This window comes from Bacteroides sp. HMSC067B03 (assembly GCF_001811315.1).
In the GTDB taxonomy this organism is placed as follows: Bacteria; Bacteroidota; Bacteroidia; order Bacteroidales; family Bacteroidaceae; genus Bacteroides; species Bacteroides faecis.
Genome location: NZ_KV804482.1, coordinates 93,618 through 114,151 on the forward strand (window position 1 = coordinate 93,618; position 20,534 = coordinate 114,151).

Annotated in this window: 11 protein-coding genes; 6 read left to right on the plus strand and 5 right to left on the minus strand. The window is 44.1% G+C overall.

All coding sequences use genetic code 11. The annotated features are described in order from the left end of the window. The first annotated feature begins 273 nt into the window (after positions 1-273). The 5 genes from HMPREF2794_RS25275 (at position 274) to HMPREF2794_RS25295 (ending at position 8,280) form a co-directional block, all read left to right on the plus strand. A complete protein-coding gene (locus HMPREF2794_RS25275) occupies positions 274-1,461 on the plus strand; it encodes a lipoprotein N-acyltransferase Lnb (RefSeq protein ID WP_055270139.1) in 1,188 nt (395 codons plus the stop codon). Then, on the plus strand, positions 1,461-3,035 hold the full coding sequence (locus HMPREF2794_RS25280; protein ID WP_070753031.1) for an alkaline phosphatase family protein: 1,575 nt from the start codon (positions 1,461-1,463) through the stop codon (positions 3,033-3,035). The genes HMPREF2794_RS25275 and HMPREF2794_RS25280 overlap by 1 nt, the downstream gene beginning before the upstream one ends. A gap of 182 nt (positions 3,036-3,217) precedes the next feature. Next, positions 3,218-6,541, plus strand: a complete 3,324-nt coding sequence (secA, locus tag HMPREF2794_RS25285; RefSeq protein WP_010536956.1) for a preprotein translocase subunit SecA — start codon at positions 3,218-3,220, stop codon at positions 6,539-6,541. A 121-nt stretch (positions 6,542-6,662) separates the two neighbouring features. Continuing rightward, complete coding sequence (locus HMPREF2794_RS25290; RefSeq protein ID WP_010536955.1) at positions 6,663-7,772, plus strand: DUF6340 family protein; 1,110 nt, start codon at positions 6,663-6,665, stop codon at positions 7,770-7,772. Between the two features lie 61 nt (positions 7,773-7,833). Next, positions 7,834-8,280, plus strand: a complete 447-nt coding sequence (locus HMPREF2794_RS25295; RefSeq protein ID WP_010536954.1) for a hypothetical protein — start codon at positions 7,834-7,836, stop codon at positions 8,278-8,280. Positions 8,281-8,381: 101 nt separating this feature from the next. On the opposite strand, the gene HMPREF2794_RS25300 is transcribed toward HMPREF2794_RS25295, so the two are convergent. From HMPREF2794_RS25300 to HMPREF2794_RS25315, 4 genes are all read right to left on the minus strand, one after another. Continuing rightward, complete coding sequence (locus tag HMPREF2794_RS25300) at positions 8,382-10,586, minus strand: alpha-N-acetylglucosaminidase (protein WP_070753053.1); 2,205 nt, start codon at positions 10,584-10,586, stop codon at positions 8,382-8,384. 230 nt (positions 10,587-10,816) lie between these two features. Then, on the minus strand, positions 10,817-12,724 hold the full coding sequence (locus HMPREF2794_RS25305; RefSeq protein WP_055270181.1) for a RagB/SusD family nutrient uptake outer membrane protein: 1,908 nt from the start codon (positions 12,722-12,724) through the stop codon (positions 10,817-10,819). Positions 12,725-12,737: 13 nt separating this feature from the next. Then, a complete protein-coding gene (locus tag HMPREF2794_RS25310) occupies positions 12,738-16,196 on the minus strand; it encodes a TonB-dependent receptor (RefSeq protein WP_010536951.1) in 3,459 nt (1,152 codons plus the stop codon). Between the two features lie 237 nt (positions 16,197-16,433). Then, positions 16,434-17,462 carry a FecR family protein gene (locus tag HMPREF2794_RS25315; protein ID WP_010536950.1) on the minus strand — a complete coding sequence of 343 codons (1,029 nt, stop codon included), beginning with the start codon at positions 17,460-17,462 and terminating at the stop codon, positions 16,434-16,436. Positions 17,463-17,591: 129 nt separating this feature from the next. Between HMPREF2794_RS25315 and HMPREF2794_RS25320 the strand changes: the two genes are divergently transcribed. After that, positions 17,592-18,167 (plus strand): RNA polymerase sigma-70 factor, encoded by a 576-nt coding sequence (locus tag HMPREF2794_RS25320; protein WP_010536949.1) that lies wholly within the window; start codon positions 17,592-17,594, stop codon positions 18,165-18,167. Positions 18,168-18,534: 367 nt separating this feature from the next. On the opposite strand, the gene HMPREF2794_RS25325 is transcribed toward HMPREF2794_RS25320, so the two are convergent. Further along, positions 18,535-20,430 carry a sensor histidine kinase gene (locus tag HMPREF2794_RS25325; protein WP_070753033.1) on the minus strand — a complete coding sequence of 632 codons (1,896 nt, stop codon included), beginning with the start codon at positions 20,428-20,430 and terminating at the stop codon, positions 18,535-18,537. Between the last annotated feature and the right edge of the window lie 104 nt (positions 20,431-20,534).

Here is a 20,534-nt window from a genome sequence, read left to right on the forward strand (position 1 = left end):
TTTATTAATAATATATGGGCGGGTGTATGGGCGGCATCATTTTTCAAAAGCCAATAATCCACTATCATACAACTAGTTACAAAGGCTGAAAATGGGGCGGTTGTATGGGCGGCTTTTCCTCGTGCTATCCACCAGAAAACAGAGCCTCCATTTCACCCAAACAGAGGCTCCATTTGCCCCGGTCAGAGCCTCTGTTCAGACAAAACGAAGGCTCTATTTTTCGAATCCAACTATTCTTCGTATATTCGCTGCCAAAATAAAACAAGTCCTTTCATGAAACGGCCTAATTTATATATACTTTTACTTTTTTTCCTGTTGCTCCTGCCCTTTGGACAAACAACTGCCAACGGTAACGACTCTATCCGACTCAGTCTGCTGACTTGCGCCCCCGGAGAAGAAATATACTCCCTGTTCGGTCATACTGCCATCCGCTACGAAGATCCAGCCAACGGAATCGACGCCGTATTCAACTACGGGTTATTCAGTTTCAACACCCCGAATTTCATATTCCGTTTTTCATTAGGCGAGACAGACTACCAGCTCGGAGCCACCGATTACGCTCACTTTGCCGCCGAATATGCTTTTGACGGGCGCAGTGTCTGGCAACAAACACTCAACCTGAGCAAGGAAGAAAAAGCAGAACTGATCCGATTGCTACAAGAAAATTACCGCCCCGAAAACCGGGTATACCGTTATAACTTCTTCTACGACAACTGTGCCACCCGACCGCGCGATAAAATAGAGGAAAGCATCATCGGAAAGGTGATTTATCCGTCTGAGTCCCAAGACGGCTCACGCTCCTTCCGTGACATCGTGCATCAATATTGCAAAGGGCACCCGTGGGCCCGCTTCGGCATCGACCTCTGCATCGGAAGCGAAGCAGACCGGCCTATCACGCAGCGTCAAATGATGTTTGCCCCCTTTTATCTGATGGATGCTTTCGCAGGTGCCCAGATTGCCAATGACTCCATTCAGCGTCCGCTCGTATCCGACAAAGCACTGATCGTAGACGCTGTCTCCGATGAAGAAGAAGGCGGCTGGATGCCCACCCCACTGCAATGCTCTCTCCTTCTTTTCATACTTACCGCAGCGGCAACCATTTACAGTCTCCGCAAAAGAACGGGACTGTGGGGAGTTGATCTGGTGTTGTTCGGCACCGCAGGCATCGTAGGTTGTGTGCTGGCTTTTCTGGCACTGTTCTCCGAACACCCCGCTGTCAGCTCCAATTTCCTGTTACTGGTCTTCCATCCGGGACAGCTTCTTTTTCTTCCATACATCATTTATTGTGTCCGAAAAGGGAAGAAATGCTGGTATCTGACATTGAATTTGATCGTTTTAACACTTTTTATAGTGCTTTTTCCACTAATTCCGCAAAGATTTGACTTTGCTGTTGTACCTTTGGCACTCTGTTTGCTGATACGTTCAGCGAGCAATTTGATTTTGACCTCTAAAAAGAAATAATGAAAGGACTACTCACTTCCCTGATTACCGTATTGACCTTCACCGGGCTACAAGCTCAGTCGTTGCCTACTGCCCCTAAACTTGTGGTAGGGCTCACGATTGACCAACTGCGTACGGACTATCTGGAAGCCTTCTCGTCACTCTACGGCGAAAGAGGCTTCAAACGGCTCTGGAAAGAGGGAAGAGTATTCCACAATGCAGAATATACATTCAGCGGCGTAGACCGTGCCTCTGCCATGGCAGCCATCTACAGCGGATCGACCCCTTCCGTCAATGGAATTATCTCGAACCGATGGATGGACGTCTCCACCCTGCGCACTGTCAACAGTACGGACGACCCGGCCTTCATGGGATATTATACCGATCAGACCTGTGCCCCGACGAAATTATTAACCTCTACCATTGCCGACGAGCTGAAAATAGCGACACAAGGCAAAGGTCTCGTATACGCCATCGCCCCTTACTGCGACGCAGCCATCTTCGCTGCCGGACATGCAGGAAACGGAGCATTCTGGATCAACCCCACAACCGGCAAATGGAGCGGAACGACCTATTATGGCGAATTCCCCTGGTGGGCAAGCCAATATAACGACCGCCAAGCCATCGACTCCCGCATCTCCAGTGTCACATGGGAACCTGTTTTTCCACGTGGCATGTACACTTTTCTGCCAGATTGGCGGGATGTGGTATTCAAATATAAATTTGATGACGACCGTAACAATAAGTTCCGCCGCTTCATCACCAGCCCATTCGTCAACGATGAAGTAAACGCCCTCGCCGAAGAAGCAATCGGAAAAGGTTCGGTCGGCATGGATGACATTACTGACTTATTGGCACTTACTTACTATGCCGGCAACTATGCACACAAGTCCGTACAAGAGTGCGCCATGGAAATTCAGGATACGTATGTACGCCTCGACCGCAGCATTGCCAACCTGCTTGACCTGCTCGACAAGAAAGTAGGCCTGCAAAATGTACTTATTTTTGTCACTTCCACCGGATATACGGACAGCGAATCAACCGATTCGGGATTGTACAAAATACCGACCGGAGAGTTCCATCTCAACCGCTGCACCGCATTGCTGAACATGTTTCTGATGGCTACTTACGGAGAAGGGAAATATGTAGAAGCCTATCATGACCAGCAAATATACCTGAACCATAAACTACTGGAACAAAAGCAACTGAACCAGACAGAAGTGCAGGAAAAGTCCGCCGACTTCCTGATGCAGTTCAGTGGAGTAAACGAGGCATATTCCGCCTATCGGCTTCTCCTGGGTTCATGGACTCCGGAAATATACAGAATACGTAACGGCTATCACCGCAAACGTTCCGGCGACCTCGTAATCGATGTATTGCCGGGATGGACCATTGTCAGCGAAAACGGCAATGAAAACAAGGTGGTACGCCACTCCTATATCCCCGCACCGCTGATCTTCATGGGACATTCCGTGAAACCGGCCATTATTCAGACCCCTGTAACCATTGACCATATTGCGCCTACACTGGCTCATTTCATGCGCATCCGGGCTCCCAATGCCTCTTCTTCTGCCCCTATTACCGATCTTCGGTAAAAGATTCCTCACAAAAACCATGCGCAAAACATAAATAAATCAGCATTTTAATGTAACTTTGCGCGGATTTTATAATCACTCTGCACAGCTTGGCAACAGGTTTATGCCGTTCCTCTTTCCCGGAAAGTGAAAAAAATGCCGTGCAGACAATCAAGAAATAATAATAAACTAAATAATATAACATGGGATTTAATGAAATTTTAAGCTCGATTTTCGGAAACAAATCCACGCGAGACATGAAAGAAATCAAGCCCTGGGTAGAAAAGATCAAAGCTGCCTATCCGGAGATTGAAGCACTGGACAACGACGCCCTCCGTGCCAAAACGGAAGAACTCAAAAAATATATCTATGAGTCGGCGGCTAACGAACGCGCAAAAGTGGAAGAACTCAAAGCGAGCGTTGAAAACACAGAACTGGAAGACCGCGAAGACATCTTTGCACAAATAGATAAGATAGAGAAAGAAATTCTCGAAAAATACGAGAAAGCACTGGACGAAGTGTTGCCCGTAGCTTTCTCTATCGTCAAGGCAACTGCCAAACGATTTGCAGAAAACGAAGAAATCGTAGTAACTGCGACTGAATTCGACCGCCATCTGGCTGCTACAAAAGATTTTGTACGTATCGAAGGCGATAAAGCCATCTACCAGAATCACTGGATAGCGGGTGGTAACGATATGACATGGAACATGGTTCATTACGATGTACAGCTGTTCGGTGGTGTCGTTCTGCACAAAGGTAAGATTGCGGAAATGGCAACAGGTGAAGGTAAAACACTGGTAGCTACCCTCCCGGTATTCCTGAACGCATTGACCGGAAACGGCGTGCATGTGGTAACCGTGAACGATTACCTCGCCAAACGTGACTCCGAATGGATGGGCCCGCTTTATATGTTCCACGGCCTCAGCGTAGATTGTATCGACCGCCATCAGCCGAACTCCGATGCTCGTCGACAGGCATATCTGGCTGATATCACATTCGGTACAAACAATGAATTTGGTTTCGACTACCTGCGTGACAACATGGCAATCAGCCCGAAAGACCTTGTACAACGCCCACACAACTATGCCATCGTCGATGAGGTTGACTCCGTATTGATTGACGACGCCCGTACTCCGTTGATTATTTCCGGTCCGGTGCCGAAAGGTGACGACCAACTGTTCGAACAACTTCGCCCGCTGGTAGAACGCTTGGTGGAAGCTCAAAAAGTGCTTGCTACCAAATACCTGTCCGAAGCAAAACGCCTGATCGCCTCCAACGACAAGAAGGAAGTGGAAGAAGGATTCCTTGCTCTTTATCGTAGCCACAAGTGTCTGCCGAAGAACAAGGCATTGATCAAGTTCCTCAGTGAACAAGGTATCAAAGCCGGTATGCTGAAGACCGAAGAGATCTACATGGAGCAGAACAACAAGCGTATGCACGAAGTGACTGAGCCGTTGTACTTCGTCATCGAAGAAAAACTGAACAGTGTAGACCTGACAGATAAAGGTATCGACCTGATCACCGGTAACTCTGAAGACCCGACGCTGTTTGTTCTTCCGGATATTGCCGCACAACTTTCCGAACTGGAAAATCAAAATCTGACCAACGAACAACTGTTGGAAAAGAAAGATGAGCTGCTGACCAACTACGCTATCAAATCGGAACGCGTACATACCATCAACCAGTTGCTGAAGGCTTACACGATGTTCGAAAAAGATGACGAATACGTTGTTATCGACGGACAGGTGAAAATTGTAGACGAACAGACCGGACGTATCATGGAAGGTCGCCGCTACTCCGACGGATTGCACCAGGCAATCGAAGCAAAAGAACGTGTGAAAGTAGAAGCTGCCACACAGACTTTCGCCACGATCACTTTGCAGAACTACTTCCGTATGTATCACAAGCTGTCCGGTATGACCGGTACTGCCGAAACGGAAGCAGGCGAACTCTGGGACATCTACAAGCTGGATGTAGTCGTTATCCCGACTAACCGCCCGATCGCACGTAAAGATATGAATGACCGCGTGTACAAGACCAAACGCGAAAAGTATAAAGCCGTTATCGAAGAAATCGAAAAACTGGTACAGGCAGGACGTCCGGTACTGGTGGGTACGACTTCGGTAGAAATCTCCGAAATGCTGAGCAAAATGCTTACCATGCGTAAGATCGAGCACAGCGTATTGAATGCGAAGCTGCACCAGAAAGAAGCTGAGATCGTAGCAAAAGCCGGTTTCAGTTGCGCAGTAACTATCGCTACCAACATGGCAGGTCGTGGTACCGACATCAAGCTGAGCCCGGAAGTAAAAGCCGCGGGCGGTTTGGCCATTATCGGTACGGAACGTCACGAATCCCGTCGTGTAGACCGCCAGTTGCGTGGTCGTGCAGGACGTCAGGGTGACCCCGGTTCTTCTGTATTCTTCGTGTCACTGGAAGATGACCTGATGCGTCTGTTCTCTTCCGACCGTATTGCCAGCGTAATGGACAAACTCGGTTTCCAGGAAGGCGAAATGATCGAGCACAAGATGATCTCCAACTCTATCGAACGTGCACAGAAGAAGGTGGAAGAAAACAACTTCGGTATCCGTAAACGTCTGTTGGAATACGATGACGTGATGAACAAGCAACGTACCGTTGTTTACACCAAGCGTCGCCACGCTCTGATGGGCGAACGTATCGGTATGGATATCGTAAATATGATCTGGGACCGTTGCGCGAATGCAATCGAGAATAACGACTACGAAGGTTGTCAGATGGAACTGCTCCAGACATTGGCTATGGAAACTCCGTTCACTGAAGAAGAATTCCGCAATGAAAAGAAGGATACTCTGGCAGAAAAGACATTCAACATTGCCATGGAGAACTTCAAACGCAAAACGGAGCGTCTGGCACAAATCGCTAATCCGGTCATCAAGCAAGTATACGAAAACCAGGGACATATGTACGAAAACATTCTGATTCCTATCACAGACGGAAAACGGATGTACAATATCTCTTGTAATCTGAAAGCTGCTTACGAGTCCGAATCAAAAGAAGTGGTGAAATCGTTCGAGAAATCAATCCTGCTGCACGTTATCGACGAAGCATGGAAAGAAAACCTGCGTGAACTCGATGAGTTGAAACACTCTGTACAGAACGCAAGCTACGAACAGAAAGACCCGCTGTTGATCTACAAGCTGGAATCCGTAACGTTGTTTGACGCTATGGTGAACAAGATCAACAACCAGACTATCTCTATTCTGATGCGTGGACAGATCCCTGTACAGGAAGCTCCGGCAGACGAGCAACAGGCCCCACGCCGTGTAGAAGTACGTCAGGCAGCTCCCGAGCAGCGTCAGGATATGAGCAAGTATCGTGAGCAGAAGCAAGATCTGAGCGATCCGAACCAACAGGCTGCTGCCAGTCAGGATACTCGCGAGCAACAAAGACGCGAACCGATCCGTGCGGAAAAGACAGTAGGACGTAATGATCCTTGTCCATGCGGAAGCGGTAAGAAGTATAAAAACTGCCACGGACAGAATGCTTGACAGCAGTCCGGTGTAAGATTATAATCTAAAAGAAAGCCTCAAACGGTTAAAAACTGTTTGAGGCTTTCTTTTATTCATTCAAAATACTACTTTTGCTTAAACTACTAAAGATATCAAGACTATGGCAAAATTCTATTCACTGGCATTGGTTTCTCTGCTATTGTTAGCGCTCGGCAGCTGTCAGAGCCTGGAGCAGATTTCTATTGACTACATGCAGCCCGGAGACATGACTTTTCCTTCTCAGCTCCGCAAAGTGGCTATCGTGAATAACACCAGCACCGAACCGGATAACAAGCTGATCACACAAACCGAAAAGCCTAAGGAAAATGTCCCCGAAATCAGTCATGCCACAGCCTATGCAAATGGCAATGTTAAGATTGCAGCCGAATCACTGGCTGAAGAAATCGCTCATCAGAACTATTTCGATGTAGTGGTGATCTGTGATTCCGCCTTACGGGCTAATGATAAGTTTCCACGCGAAAGTACGTTGAGTCAGGAGGAAGTCCAACAGCTGGCATCAGACTTGGGAGTGGACTGTATCATCGCCATGGAGAACCTGCAATTCAAAGCGACTAAAACGGTGCGTTACATCCGTGATTTTAACTGCTATCTGGGTACAGTGGATGTAAAAGCCTACCCGACGGTCAAAGTATATCTGCCTTCACGCAGCAAACCGATGACTACGCTGCATCCGACCGACAGTATCTTCTGGGAAGAATACGGAGAAACGGTAACAGAAACATTTGCACACATGATTCCGGACGCGCAGATGTTGCGGGAAGCTTCTGAATTTGCAGGAACTATTCCCGTCAAACAACTGCTGCCTCTCTGGAAGACGAGCAAACGATACCTGTACACGGGCGGTTCGGTACAGATGCGTGACGCAGCCATCTTTGTACGCGAAAACTCATGGGACAGAGCCTACGAGCTCTGGAAACAGGTGTACGACGGAACCAAGAAGGACAAAAAAAAGATGAAAGCCGCACTTAACATCGCAGTATATTACGAGATGAAGGACAGCCTCGCACAGGCAGAAGAATGGGCAGTCAAAGCACAGCAACTTGCTCAAAAAGTAGACAAGAAAAACATTGCCGAAAATGCTACGTATGCTACCATCGATGATGTGCCGAATTATTATATGACAACCCTTTATGCAAACGAATTGAAGGAGCGTAACAGCCAATTACCCAAGCTAAAAATGCAAATGGAACGATTTAATGATGATTTTTAAGGAAATCATGCATTGATTATTATTTTTTTTATACCTTTGAGGTAACAAAAAGGAAGAACCTATGAAACTGAGCCAACAATCTCTATCTACCATCGAATCGGCTATCCAAAAGGCAGTCGGCAAATATGTATGTGGCTGCGACCAGACAGCCGTAACCGATATTCATTTACAACCGGACCAAACATCGGGACAACTCACTATTTTTAACGACGATGATGAGGAACTGGCAAATGTGATGATTGAAGAGTGGGCGACTTACGATGGGGATGATTTCATGGAGAATGTGGAGCCAAGCCTGAAAAGTATCCTATGCCGAATGAAAGAGGCGGGCGACTTTGAAAAAATAACGATACTGAAACCGTATTCATTCGTATTGGTAGATGAAGACAAGGAAACTGTTGCCGAATTGTTGTTGGTAGATGACGATACGATACTGGTGGATGATGAATTACTGAAAGGGCTGGACAAAGAGTTGGATGAGTTTCTAAAGAATTTGCTGGAGAAATAAATAATCATAACCATATAAGAATAATCGGAAGTAAACAGGCAATCCCTTTTACTTCCGATTATTTATTTAAAGTTATATGTAAGAGCTCTACAGGAGGCGGCTCATTCAACTGCTGACCGATACACGGTCTTTGCCGTCTCAATCACAGATGGTCCGTTCTTGCCGGATACATCGACAGTTTTACTTTTCTCCGCCCATGCTTTCTCCATGCCATAGAAGTGGATCGGTTCTGCCGTAGATTTATCGAGTTTACCGTCCAGTTCCTGCTGTTTCTGTTCAAAGAAGGTATTCCAACGTTGATAGTACAAGTCTTTCAAAAGGCCACTCCATTCCCGATGGGAATAATCATGCAGACCTCCTTGATTGGCAGCTATACTGTCACCCCAAACGGTGATCAGTGCAGAAGCATTCCATTCATAAAGTTTCTTTTCTTCTTCTGTAGTTCCCAAGGAACGGGCAGCAGATAACCATGAAGATACAGAGAACTCTTTTCGGGTGGACAGTAAACTGTCTTGAGATAATATCAATCCTAAAAATTGTTGTGTCTGCTTTCTGAAGCTATCCTTGTCTTTCCGGTCATAACTTTGGGAGATTTCTTCAAGCAATACATTCGCCTTATCTGCCAGACTCTGACGTACGATGTCCACCAGATCATATTCAAAGTTATTATTTCCTTTATACCGATCTGCGACAGAAAGTAGTAGCTGAGCTGCTTTCGCTGTTGAGTCAGGTGAATAGAATAACTTGGCATATCCCCAGGTTGATGTTCTGTCCAAATGAAATCCCGGACGGGCACATAACAGAGATTCGACTGTACCTTCTCCCTGATAATTCTTCGGAGCATTATAAACAGTATGCTCCAACGCACGCCACGCTTCTGTTACTTCCGGCGACAAATCATCTCCATAACGCGCCTTCAGATATCCTTGCAACCATATGTCCGGTGAGAATCGTTCTTCCCGCCAGGGAAGCTCATACAGCAATTCAAACATCATCGGATTGTTCTCTATTCCTTCCGGGGTAGCTCCTACCCCCCGCAATGTTTTCCCGTTGATATGTGCACAGGCGTTATAATATCCATTCACCAACTGCTCCATCCGTCCGTGCAGACCGACATTACCGCCAAAGTTAAGCAGCATACAATAAAGCCAGTCATGTTTTCCAAAGCCTTTCTCCCGATACCACATCGACTCCGGATCACCCCATTGCGGTAGCTTTTCACTATACAAATCCAGTACCAGCAAATCACCGGAATCGAGCGTGTTGACCATCGCTTCCCGCGGATTCGCCTGCCATGCCTGCATCACCCACACAGCCTCCGGATTCGCTTTCTTCATAGCACCCATAATAGAAGTTCCCGCCTTTGCCAAGTCTACTCCTTCCGTATTTCCTCCTTCATGAAAGGGGTCCATACTGTAATACTTTGCTTTTCCGTACAGTTTCTCCAACTCCTCATAATACATGGCAGCAAATGAATCGAAATGTTCATCTTCCGTAGAAAGAAAAGCCGGACGAGGGAAACCGCACCATTTACCGGGATCGGCAATCTGATATCCCAGTTTCTCTCCGATATTACGGGGGACCATTCCTGCATATCCGGGGAATACCGGTTCAATGCCCAGCTCCCTCATTCGGGCAATGATCTTCTTTTGCAGTGCTTCCTGTTGCCGATACCAACTGTCGGGATTCGGGCCGCCCCATCCTTCCAGATTATTCATCTGCCACCATGCCATAAAGGCAGGACCGGAAATAAACTCATTGATCTCCTCCGTCGTATATCCGATACGCTTCAGCAAATTATACCAGACAACCTCCATCCCTGTTATACTCAAAGGCATATTGATGCCGTGCATCGCCATCCAGTCTATTTCTTTCTCCCAGCGTTCCCAGTCCCAGAAAGCCATGGAGTAGGAATAGGTACAGTAATTCAGGTAATATCGATTCTTCATAGCCGTTGTCTGTCGGATTTTCTTTTGAGGCAGAGGCAGTACTTCCGGCAATTTCTGCGAGGGATTATTCCACGAAAGATGAATACCTGCCACATATTTCAGGTACCAATTCAAGCCTGTAGCCAGTGAGAGATCAGAGTTCCCGGTTATCAGTACTTTGTCATCCTTGGAGTCTATCTCAAAGTAGTCCTTTGCCGGATCGGCTTCATCAATAACCAACCGGAAAAGGATTTGATCTTTCGACGTATTCTCCGTCACACGTGCTGCCAATGAATCGATTGGAGCAGACGTAGATCGGCAACTTGTATACATAACAACAGAACCAAATAATAAAAGTAATAGAAGACGCATGTTCATAGTCATTATTTTTTTAAGGGTCATCAAATGTGTTTGAGCATTTGAACCCCTAAATATATTTCAAATTTCCGATTACTGAAAATAAAATATAGTTCTTTTATACTGATACACATAAAATAACCTCCAATATATGAAAAGTCGGAAAGATATAGCATTGGCTCTAATAAAGAAAGAAGATGTGGCAAACAGTTATTTGCACATCTTCTTTCAATTTGTGTTTCAGTTAATTATTACTCCCATCCCGGATTATTGGGGGCCAGTTCTGGGTTTAATGCGATTTCATTAGTAGGCACCTGATACAGATAATACTTATCTAACCAACCTTTACCTGCTACCAAAGGATCATTATACATATAGATAAAACCTTCTTTCTTTCCTGTTGTATCGGCGTATCCTTTTTCAAGATCAACAAACTGTCCGGAATCGCCAATCTGCTCTTTAGTAGCCCATTGACCATACTGTATCTTATTGATAAACCAAGGTGCTTTTTTCCAACGGCGCACATCGTAGAATCCAAATCCTTCGCCCATCAATTCTACTATGCGCTCGCGACGAATCTCCCACAATACAGGGTCTACGGTCTGGTCGCGCTTCGGATCAAATCCGGCATTTATCTCGGCCACTTTCATATGGGCAACTCCCACCCGATCGCGTAACTTATTGATAGTAAGATCAGCAACAGTCTGATTGAAGCCTTCGGCACCTGTACCACCTTTTTCAAATTTAGCCTCGGCATAATTCAACATCACTTCATCAATCTTGAACAAAGGTACATCTGAGGTCCCTTCATTCTCTTTCGAATTGTCCCATACATTATAGTATCTGTACACATAGTTACCGCTACGGGCTACGAGGAAACCTTGTCCGCCATTGTTGGTGAAGAAGTGAGGCATTCCTTTCAATATAGCAGCAGACCAGTTCATCAATGGGAACACTTTATGTTTACCGGCTTCCCCATTTCCGCCCCCGAAACCTGTGTAACGGGTAATGCCCATGATATCCATAAACTCACGGTCCTTGGGATCAGAAGTATACTCCCAACTGGTATTATCGGCACTTGGGATCACCTTATAAGGGGGAGCTACAGTCTCCAGCAGACGAAGGTCACGATTGCGGAAAGTAGCATTCATACTATTATCCCCGTCCTGCGACCATTCATATTCCGAGCTGTTATGAATCGTTTTACCATCTTTACAAAGATACATGTCGATGATGTGTTGCGGCATTTCCACATTATGGGTGGATGTCCGTTCAACATGCGTCAGTACATAATTTGTCAGTTCTTTTTCTACATATTCCTTATACAGAATGATGCCTTTCATTCCTTTCAGGTCAGATGTCAGCATCTCTCCCCAATCACTGTTCAGTTCGGGATAAGAATCCATCAGTTTCTTGGAATAAGTGATACAAGCATCAAAGTACTTATCTTCGTCCCCCAAAGCATGATATTTACGCCATGTACCTTCAAAAAGGCAGAAACGGGAAAGAAGAGCACGGACAACATGCACATTGATCGTATTTTCACCGTCACCTTCTTCTTTTATATGCTCTTCAGCGTATATCAAATCGTTCAATACATGATCGGCAACTTCTTTGCGAGGTGTACGGGGACCATATGCTATTTCCTTATCCGAATCACCCAGTACACGATCTACCCAAGGCACATCACCAAAACGAGCTATCAGTTCCGAATAATAATAGGCACGGAAAAAATATCCCACCGAACGCCAATGCTCCTTGTCCGCATCCGTCATCCCTGAGTTATCGATATTTGCCAACATGACATTGACCCGATAGACGAAACTGAATGCCCATCCATTGCCCGATGACGAACTGGATACATTCTGAAAAGCATACGGATTACCGTCACCCTGACGACGCATCAGATAACCTGCATAAATATCGCTTGTATAGGATGTGGCACTGGCATAGGCTCCGTTTGTTCCGGGAATACGCAGGATATTAGTATTTGTAAATACTCCATATAATCCCCAGGCATAGGTCTTGAAAGTATTATAATTACTGAACACTGTCTGCTCCGTCAACGAAGTATCCGGATAGCGTTCCATAAAACTATCGTTGCATGAAGTAAATCCGATAGCTGCTGCCGCAAGCATAGTATATATTATTTTTTTCATAACCAATTCTAAATTAAAGAGTAACATTAAAACCAAAAGAAATCGTACGATAGAAAGGATATCCCCAAGACAGGCGTTCCGGGTCATAACCCTTCATCAGCTTAGTAAATGTGTGAAGGTTCTCACAACTTACGAACGCTTTCAAACTCGTTAATGTAATAGGTGCCAACCAGCTCTTCGGAAAATTATAACTCAAAGTCACATTCTTGACACGCAGATAAGAACCATTCATCAGATACTTCGTTTGCGCACGTGTATTGTAACCGGAGTTGTTTCCTTGCCCGTAAATACGGAAATATTCCGCATTCGGATTGGCTGCCGTCCAGTCACCATTGGCAGAATCTACCGGTTTCCAATAATCCAGCTGGTCTTTAAAGAGTGAACCAAACTGTCCGGAATTAAACGGCCAGCGGCGTGCATCACTGATCCATACATCACGTTTACCTACTCCTTGCAGCAAAACACTCAGATCAAATCCTTTGTAATTGACTCCCAGATTTATACCATACTGCAAACGCAAAGAGTTATTACCGATTATCTTGCGGTCTCCCGGATTGTCAAAGGTTCCGTCTCCCGTATCAATACGATTCGTACTCGATTCATCATCACGCAAATTCTGGTACTTGATGTCGCCGGGACGCGGACTTACTCCATCCACTGTCACCACTCCTTCTTTCAATTTCCAGGTATTTGTATCTTCAAAGTCATCGGCTGTATAGTAACCATCCGTTACATAACCCCAGATAGAACCGATTTCATATCCTTCATAATAATTATTCGTGCCATCACTTTTCAGGATAATCTTGGATTCATTATGGTATTTGGTAACGACTGTTTTAGAGTCATAAAGATTGAAGCCTACATTATAGCCCCATGCACCGATTCTATCTCTCCAGGTCAATGACAATTCCCAGCCTTTCGTACGCAAGTCGGCGGTATTCTGCAAAGGTGCGGAAGCACCTACCACTGACGGCAACTCAGCTCCCGGAGCAAGCATATCTTTCGTATCACGGCGATACCAGTCGAAAGTACTTTGCAGACGTCCGTTCAAGGCAGTTATATCAAAACCAAAGTCCAATGTTTCTACCGTTTCCCAAGTAAAACTATCACTGACCAGTCCCGGAGCATTCAAAGTCAGCGGCTTCGCTCCATTCACCAGCCATGCCACATCCTTCTTTTCCACTTGCGACATGGTCGGAACAAATTTATAAGGGTCAATGCCTTGATTACCTATTTGTCCCCAGGTTCCGCGAAGTTTCAGATCGCTTAGCCAGTCACCTGCAACCGGTTTCATAAAGTTCTCGCGGGCAATGTTCCAACCCACAGATACAGAAGGGAAGAAACCGAAACGATTTTTCTTCGGGAATTTAGACGAGCCGTCATAACGACCATTGGTCTCAAACAAATATTTGCCTTTATAATCATAATTAACACGATAGAAAGCACCACGCACGGTATACACGCGATGATCATCTGTAATAACCTTATTCTCACCGGTAGCCGTACTATGTGACGGATACTTCTCGTTAATCATATCATAAGAATAAGTATACAATTTCTTCCAGTCACTGGATTCCTGGTTGAAGCCGCCCATTAATGACAAGTTATGCGTGTCATTCCATGAATATCTATAATTAGCATACAGGTTGATGGCATTATAATCAGTACTTTGGTGAGTCGTCTCCAGAGAAGAAGTAGTGGCAGTCTGTATTTTTGCCAGCTCAACCGTTGTATAATCAATGGAAGCCTTATTCACATTCTGATTACTCCATGTCTTGTCAAATGTATATTCGAATGCCACTTCAAGCCCTTTCAATGGTTTCAATACCGTTTTTGACAGGATACGGGCATTGTCTCTGATTGTATTGTTATCCGTTGCCATTCTCAAAACGTTGGAAGGCGTATTCGTCATCAGGCTGGTGCCGTCAGGCAAAGTCAGGGAACCTTCGGGATATACAACCGGCAAACGCATATCATACAATCCGGTCTTATCCGAAGTTACAGGCATATTCTTGTCACTCTGAGCATAGCGTATATCTACAGACTGAGTCAGCCACGAGGTGATTTCGGCAGAAATATAGGCACTACCCGACAAACGTTTGTAGCGGTCTTTATCGGTGATCAAAATACCTTGCTCGCTATTATAGCCAAGGGACAGACGATAAGCCAGCTTATCAGTACCACCGCTCAATGACACATTATGTGCTTGCAGAAAACCGTAATCATCAAGCATATTGGCATACAGGTCTTTCTCATTCAGGTAATAATTCAATCCTGTTTCCGGGTCTACATATACTCCGTCTCCGGTAGTCTGGAATTTACCCGGATTCTTACGATATTCGGTCAGGTAGTTCATCCAAGTTTTGATATCTTGCCCGGTGTAGTATTTACCGGCATTGAACTCGCCGTCCAGGTAAGCCTGCATCCACTCCAGCCCGTCAGCCTGTTCCGGACGATTGATAGAACTCTGAAAACCAAAATTATTATTATAATTGACATGAAACCCGTCGCCTTTCTTCGCCTTCTTTGTAGTCACAAGTATTACACCGAAAGCGGCACGCGCACCATAGATAGCGGCCGAGGCGGCATCTTTCAACACAGAAACACTTTCGATATCTTCGGGATTCAACATATCGATATCCCCCGGAACATTATCTATCAACACCAACGGACCACCGCCATTGATGGAAGTCGTACCACGAATATTGAATGATTTGCTCTGTCCCGGACCGGCAGCATCATTATTAGGAGTAATCTGAAGTCCCGGCATCGCACCCTGCAAAGCACTCATGGCATTGACAACAGGACGGCTCCCCAGTACATCATCCATCTTTACTTGAGATACCGCGCCGGTCAGGTTCGCTTTCTTCTGTACGCCAAAACCAACTACTACCACTTCGTCCAGACTCTGTGTGTCTTCTTTCAAGACTACCGACAGCGTCTTTCCCGGAGTTACTTTCAGGGACTGTCCTTGATAACCAATATAAGAGATTTCAAGAATGGCGTCTTTTGAACCAACATTCAAGATAAAATTACCGTCCATATCAGTGATCGTGCCATTGGTAGAGCCTTTTTCTATCACACTAGCACCGATTACCGGTTCACCTGCCGCATCCACTACTCGTCCGCTTACTTTTACCTTTTCCTGATGCGCCTGTTCGACAGATGCCAACTCCGTGGACAGAATGATCTTTTTATCTATTACCTTATATTCTACACTCGTATTTTTAAATACTTCGTCAAGAACTTTAAAGATATCATTACGGTTAGCGGAGATTGTCACCAACCGTTTCAAATTTATATGAGCATTGTTGTAGAAGAAACTAAATTCTGTTTGCTTCTCTATCGCTCTTAATACATCCTCAACTGTCTGATTACGTACATTCATCGTAACCTTTGCAGATTGAGCATAACTATCTGTCGCATTAGTTAATCCGACAAAACAAAATAAGAATAAAATAACCAGTCTCATAGTACGTGGGATTTTTTTCGAGGTTAGCCAAAAAGACTTTACCACCCTTAAAACTTGGATGCTAAAATTGTTTTGCATAATTTTGTATTGATTTAAGTTGAAAATGAGTTAACTATGCTTGTCTGCCAACAAGCATTTTCAATTGATTCATTTTAGTATGGGGAGATCTGCCAAAATCTTCCCATACTTTTTTCTAGGTAAGTTTTGCTTTCATACTATTAAATTGTTAAAGGTTAATCAATAAATTTCTATTATCTCTTTTTTTCTGTCACTTCCATCCTTATCATCATTGATATGTTGCCAACGTATTTTGGAGGATACTTTAAAATATTCCAGGATCTTCTCCAAACGTTGATTTGTAAAGGTTCCCGTAAACGAACTATTCTTCAGTTTTTCGTTCTTAATAACAAATTTCACACTATATCTTTTTTCCAACATCCATAAAGCTTCTTCCAAAGGTGTATTATCAAGAACAACTTCTCCATCTTTCCAAGCCAACTCTGATTTTCCCGAAGTTTTATAAAGGCGGACTTTATCAGTCTCCGAATCATACACCAACTTCTCTCTTGGAGATAAGAACACGTGTTTCACCCCAGCATCTTTCTCGAACATAAAATCTACTTTTCCTTCAATCAAAGTTGTAATAACCTCTGTATTCTGTTCATATGCTTCCACATTGAAACATGTACCCAATACTTCTATCTGTGATTGATGTGTAGTAGAAAGGATAAATTTCTTTTCCGGATCTTTGGCCACTTCAAAGTATGCTTCACCACTCAACGTCACTTTACGGAAATCTCCATTAAAGCGAGAAGGATAAGACAAAGAAGATTCCGAATTTAAATAAACAATTGTACCATCGGGTAATGTCAACGAAGTTGTCATTCCAGGACTGGTCTTAACTTCCATCATCTCCGCTACCTCACCGGTATCCCCTTTCCAGTTCTGCCATATAAATAAGGTAAGAAGCGGAATAAACAGAATTGCAGCAGCACGTTGTGTCCACTCCCACCACACTGTCCTTCTCACTTCACGGTCCGACATTTTTCCCTTTACTTTCAGTAAAGCTTTCTCCGTATCAACTTTCTTCATTACCTGAACCGTGTCCACAGCCAAATAAAGGGCAAAAGTCTGAGTAGCAACTCGTTTATTCTCCTCCGACTCATCTATCCACGCTTCCACTTCCAGACGTTCCTCCTCGCTCAGCCTCCCCTCACAATAACGAGGAAGCAATTCTTCTATTCTATTATTATCTAATTCTTTCATCCTTTATTCTACCTTTTATTATATGACAAGACCAAACCATGACATTCCTAAACGAAAACCTTATTTTTTTCAGAAAATCTTTATTTTATTATAAAAAAGCTATATTTGCAGTAAATTAGAATTTAATAAATGAAGGAAGTACACATAAAGAGGAATGACCCTCAATTATCTGAAATACAGCGTGGAGGCCTAAAAGCCTTTGAAACGCTATTCAGGCAATACTATGCAGTGCTATGTGCCTATGGTCATAAATATGTTGACTTCCACGATGCAGAAGAAATTGTGCAAGACTCCCTTCTATGGATATGGGAAAACCGGGAAAACCTAATTATTGAATCATCATTAAGTTCTTATCTCTTTAAAATGGTACATCACAAGGCTTTAAATAAGCTTGCACACATTGATGCCATCAAACGTGCTGATACGCGTTTCTATGAAGAAATGCAAGAGATGATACAGGATATGGACTTCTATCAAATTAAAGAGCTAACCAAACGTATTGAAGAGGCGGTTACTGCATTACCGGAAAATTACCGGCAAGCATTTGTTATGCATCGTTTCCGGGATATGAGCTACAAAGAAATTGCAGAAACATTGGAAGTGTCTCCAAAGACTGTAGATTATCGTATTCAGCAAGCACTCAAACAATTACGCATCGATTTAAAAGACTATCTGCCATTGCTGCTTCCTTTACTATTTCCTTAATATAAGTGACTTCTTCCAATAAATTGGATTCGTACCTATTAAACCTATACCATCCTTTAACTAAATAGAGAAAAACGGTCTCTTTTTAGGTAAAGTTCTTTTTTGCTCTATCAATTAAAGCTATAAAACAGAAAGTAGTAAATCTGTATTTATCTATAGTACAAGCTGATACAGATCATAAATTCTCAACCATTCTCATCATGATGAGAATTTTTTCTCACCACAGCGAGAACTTTTTCTCATCGCAGTGAGAATCTTTTCTCATTGGATTGAGAATATTGTCTCATCGTAATAAGCTGACCAAAATCTTGGAAGTCTGCAATACATAAAACAAACAATCATAAAGGATAAGAAGACAGATACAATCCTATTCTTGCCGATAAGGCAGCGTAAACCAGAAAGTAGAACCTTTGTTTTCCTCTGATTCAACTCCAATCGTCCCTCCTAAGCGATCGATAATCATCTGACAAATGGAAAGTCCCAAACCTGTTCCCTGAACAAAAGGATTGTATTTCACAAACCTTTCGAATACATGCTTGCATTGCTCTTCCGACATGCCGCAGCCTGTATCCGAGACATAAAAGCAAATTGTATCGGCATCCTTCAGACGATATCCCATTCTGATAGAACCTGTCTGAGTAAATTTAATAGCATTGATGACAAAATTGGAAATCAGTTGTATCAAACGATTCTTATCTGTATAAAGGGTACATTCCGGCAGACGTTCGATAAAAGTAAGAGTGACAGTTTCTTTTTTCAAGCGAAGCCTCATACTCTGTTCAATTTCTTCCATTGTCTGATTGACATCTATCAATGAAGGGCAGAAGTCAAAAGTGCCGGCTTCGATTTTGGACATGTCCAGAATATCATTGATCAGTTGAAGAAGCAAGTCGGTATTTGTTTCGATGATGTCTGCATATTCGCGCATCTCCTTACGATCTTCTATATCCGGCAACATATTCGAGAAGCCGACAATCGCATTCAACGGAGTGCGGATTTCATGACTCATATTAGCCAGAAAGGCGGATTTCAACTGATTCGCCTGCTCCGCCTTTTCCATTGCCTCACTCAGACGAGTGTATGCCTTGCGAAGAATACGTATATAATAGGTGATCGCTGCTATCAAAATAAGAAGGAAAATGGAACAGGAAAGGATTTCAACGCAGTATTGATGAAATATACTTTTAGGTTCGTTGACATAAACAGCTCGTTCGGGATAAAGGTGATAGGGAATATTGTAGGATTCCAGCACCGGATAACAGAGGTAGGCACTCGCCTTTCCTCCTATACTTTCGGGAATGTCCTCCGCCTGTTCTCCATGCAGCACACGGCCAATAATTTCAAGCAAGGAATCGCCGAATGATTCTGCAGAAACGTAATAGCCTCCTGCAAAAGTATTATTGGACAAGTCTTCGGAAGAAAGCAGGAACAAGGGAGAGGACGTAAAATTGGTGATAATCTCCTGAATATGATCAAAAAGATAATTATTATCTTCTTTATTATGCGACTCAAACCATGAATAATAAATAATTCCGGTGTTTGCTTTATAGCTGCGCAAGGTGTCCAGAAGCATTTCTGTTGACAAGTGAATGGTAGAAAGCAATTCTAAAGGCAGGTTTGGGAAATGCTTTTCAACAGCTTCTTTCACGTCTCCGCGGGTTTCTTCACTGATGTAGCGGTCGTCCGAGATAAATGCCAGGCGATCCATATCAGGTATCAGGCTATAGATCAGTTCAACGGTTTCCTTCACATAGTAATGCTGTTTCAGGGTAGTCAGGTTGTAGCCTTTTCTCCACTCTTGGGCGGGGACGCTGTTGGTCTCATTCAACGGGGCATGAGAGAGCAGAATATCCAAGGTAGCAGGCAGGCGGTCACGGGAGTTCGTTATGATCACCGGAACATCTTTCCACAGGTCGTCAAATAAAGGACGGCAGACAATCCAGCCCGGATCGCCAATTATCACAATAGCGGCAGGAGGAAGCGGATATTTCTGACGCAGATGCTCGATGACCGCATTTACCTCCATCGTATCCTGCAAGGCCGGGACAGACAATGATTCCGCTCTGGCGGTTATTCCCTGTTCCTGAAGAACATCGTGCACATACCAATAGAAGTTTTTGGCCCAGGGAAGGTTGAAGTTAATAGAATTCAAAACTAATATTTCTTTATCTGATTTCCCATTATCTGCCAACATAGGGGAAAGGAGTCCTTCGAAAAGAAGAAAGAACGCACCTGTTAAGCATATTCGCAGTAATTGTTTCATTTTGCTGTGTGATTAAAAGTGGAAGCAAAGATAGTATTATTTTTATCTTTTAAAAAGAAAGGCATCCCAAATCTATCGGGATGCCTCTCCATTACATATTTTTA